The organism is Methylobacterium gnaphalii, assembly GCF_007992215.1.
GTDB classification, from domain to species: Bacteria; Pseudomonadota; Alphaproteobacteria; order Rhizobiales; family Beijerinckiaceae; genus Methylobacterium; species Methylobacterium gnaphalii.
Map to the genome: position 1 here is coordinate 1 of NZ_BJZV01000081.1, position 2,924 is coordinate 2,924.

General features: G+C 63.3%; 3 protein-coding genes and 1 tRNA gene. 2 read left to right on the top strand and 2 right to left on the bottom strand.

Annotated elements, in window-relative coordinates:
• Positions 1–91: 91 nt before the first annotated feature.
• Positions 92–715 carry a TetR/AcrR family transcriptional regulator gene (locus MGN01_RS23110; RefSeq protein WP_147049134.1) on the bottom strand — a complete coding sequence of 208 codons (624 nt, stop codon included), beginning with the start codon at positions 713–715 and terminating at the stop codon, positions 92–94.
• A 130-nt stretch (positions 716–845) separates the two neighbouring features.
• Here MGN01_RS23110 and MGN01_RS23115 point away from each other — a divergent pair, with 130 nt between their 5' ends.
• Complete coding sequence (locus MGN01_RS23115; RefSeq protein WP_147049135.1) at positions 846–1,874, top strand: SDR family oxidoreductase; 1,029 nt, start codon at positions 846–848, stop codon at positions 1,872–1,874.
• A gap of 389 nt (positions 1,875–2,263) precedes the next feature.
• Positions 2,264–2,339 (top strand) — tRNA-Thr (locus MGN01_RS23120).
• 141 nt (positions 2,340–2,480) lie between these two features.
• Here the strand turns inward: MGN01_RS23120 and MGN01_RS23125 are convergent.
• Entirely contained in the window at positions 2,481–2,747 is a 267-nt protein-coding gene (locus tag MGN01_RS23125; RefSeq protein WP_147049136.1) for a hypothetical protein, read from the bottom strand.
• Between the last annotated feature and the right edge of the window lie 177 nt (positions 2,748–2,924).

The following is a 2,924-nucleotide window of genomic DNA, read 5'->3' on the forward strand; positions in this document are numbered from 1 at the left end:
CCCCGACGAGCCTAGTAGTGATAATCTGGAGGATACGACCCTCGCCAACTGACCGTGATGGGTGGTTTCTGCAAGTCCGTCTTCGAGCAAGCTAGGCACCAAAGCAGATATCCTGACTGCGCGCTGCAGGCTTGAGGATTTCTGCAATCACCGGCGTCAGCAGCTCCACGAGGACGACCGGGTCAGCCTCGGCAAGCGCGGAAAGTCCCATCATCTGCCGCATGCCTTGGAAGCCTGCGACGAACGACAGGAAGATCGCGGCGCGCTCGCTCGGGTGATCGGCACCCACCGCGCCGGCTGCGGTAGCGTGGTGCGCCTGCGCAATGCGGTCGCGGGCGATCCGGGCTGCCGTCTCGCTGCTGCTCGACCGGGTCAGGATCATAAAACCGTCGAGGGGATTAGTATCGCGACCCGTGATGCCAACCAGGGCTCGAGCGAAGGCGCGAGGAATATCGGCGGCCCCTAGGTTCTCCGACGCAAGGACAACGGGGTCGCGCATGGTGTCGGAGACCACCTCGCCGAACAGGCCTTCCTTCGAACCGAAATAGCGCCCGACCATCATGGCAGTCACGCCAGCTTCGGCCGCGATCGCGCGCAGACCGACCCCATCATAGCCGTGAGCCGCGAAGGCGCGCCGCGCGGCGGCGAGGATCGCCGCTCTCGTGGCGGCGGCCTTGTCGGATCGCCTGACGCGAGGCGTAGGTTCGACTTTCATTATACGGCCGTAGACTCAATAGGAGACATTCAGTATACGGCCGTAGACAAGGGGCAGCAACGCGACGGCACCCTTATGGACCCGGCCCGCGCACCACGCCTGAGCCCGTCGCCGCCATCCGGAGATAGTCATGGCCAACGATCTGGTTCTGGTGACCGGTGGAACGGGCTTCATCGCCCAGCACTGCATTCTGGCACTGCTGAGCGCAGGCTATGGAGTGCGGACCACTTTGCGCACGCCGGAGCGCGAAGCTGAGGTGCGCAAGCATCTCGCGGTAGGCGGGGCCGAGCCAAGCGACCGCCTCTCGTTCGTGACCGCCGACCTTGGGGAAGATCGCGGCTGGGCTGAGGCCACCGCCGGATGCGTGTACGTCCTGCATGGAGCCTCGCCCACTCCATCCGGCTCCTACGCGAGCGAAGACGAGTGGATCAGGCCTGCGGTCGAGGGAAACCTTAGGGTCCTGCGCGCGGCCCGCGATGCCGGTGTCAAACGGGTGGTGCTCACCTCCGCCTTCGGAGCGGTGGGCGTGGGCCACAAGAAGATGACGCGACCGTTCAACGAGACCGACTGGACCAATCTCAAGTCCAGGGTCGCCCCCTATCAGAAGTCGAAGACGCTCTCCGAACGCGCCGCTTGGGACTTCATCGCCACGGAAGGGCAAGGACTCGAACTCTCCGCAGTCAACCCAACCGCCGTGCTAGGACCGGTGCTAGGAGCCGACTATTCCCACTCGATCAGACTCATCAAAAATCTGATGGAGGGGATGCCGGGATGCCCGAAGGTCAATTCCGGCTTCGTCGACGCTCGAGACGTCGCAGATCTGCATCTGCGCGCCATGACTGATCCAGCTGCGAACGGCGAGCGCTTCCTCGCCATCGCAGGAGAGAGTCTGTGGTTTGCCGATGTCGCGAAAGTGCTGCGGCAGAGGCTAGGAGCCGCGGCGGTTAAGGTCCCGACCCGCGAGGTTCCGAATACCATTGTGCGCCTCGGCGCCTATGTGAATCCGGCTATGAAGGGGGTCGTTCCTTTTCTCGGTGTGAGCATGAACGCCACGAGCGAGAAGGCCATTCGCCTCCTCGGTTGGTCTCCACGCCCGGCGGAGGAGGCCATCGTCGCCTCGGCGGAGAGCTTGGTTCGGCTCAACCTGCTAACCGGCTGAATGAGGCTGAGAGCAGATCTTTCGGCGGGTCTGAGACACGGGTGCCCGCGTCCTGCTGCTTATACTGCCCCCTCGTGCGGTTCTGAGCGTCCGCTTCGGAACCGGCGGAACAACCGCATAGGCTCGCGAGCCGCCATTGCGACGGGTGACAGGCGTCTGGCTTTGACAACCAGAACGCCCTGTGCGCCGGTGAGGGCGATCCGGATTATCTCTCGGTTAACCATACATGCCGACAGTAGGTTGTTCTCCCGAACAACCTTTTCAGCGCGCCCGGTTCGCCTGGCGGGCTTCTCTATTTCTGACGGCCTGATCTCAGTCGGCGGCAACTCGCCGCTGCGTAGTCTGCATAAAGTGCAGGTTGGCACTTCGCCAATTAGGTCGTTTGCGATGCCGCGGTAGCTCAATGCCTAGAGCACTCGCTTCGTTTGCGAGAGATGCAGGTTCAAGTCCTCGCCTGCGGCACCATTGGCCAGTCCCGCGGTCGGTCAGCAATGAGGACGTAGCCGGTATGGGCACCAGCTTAATCTATGCGGCCATGCTCGGCGCGCTCGTCGTGACCGCCGTCTGGATCGCGGTTATCGTGGTCGGCGGGCTGAATGTGATCGATTACCTATTCTGACGGGGAGCAGGCTTCATACGGACCTCATTCGCGAGGCCCGTCACGATGTAAGCAATCGCCCTGCGCTCCACGACATCGACAATTGCCGTCTCGCTGACGCAGCCAGAGTTCGCGGCCCAGAGCAGCGTGTCGCGCGTCGCGGGATGCGAGCCGCCGTCCCAGTCCTCGAACAAGGTCTCTAAGGCGTCCATCACTCGCGAGACGAGATCCGCCACGAGTACCGCGCCAGTCCTGTCGCTGAAGCCAAGCGCCAAGCCGCCATGCTCGCCACGATAGCGCTCGAACTATGTTGGCTTACAGCCGCCGAATTCGAAGACGACCATCCGATCGGGGTCGAGCCGGCCGAGCGCGTCGATCAAATCGCCGAGCGTCATCTGCCGGGGCGTGTCGCTCACCGGTGGCCTATGAGGTTGATCAGGGCGAGCCCGACG

What these genes read in the sequence shown, in the direction of transcription:
- MGN01_RS23115 (WP_147049135.1), top strand. Translation starts at nt 846, where the DNA reads ATGGCCAACGATCTGGTTCTGGTGACCGGTGGAACGGGCTTCATCGCC.
- MGN01_RS23110 (WP_147049134.1), bottom strand. Translation starts at nt 715, where the DNA reads ATGAAAGTCGAACCTACGCCTCGCGTCAGGCGATCCGACAAGGCCGCC.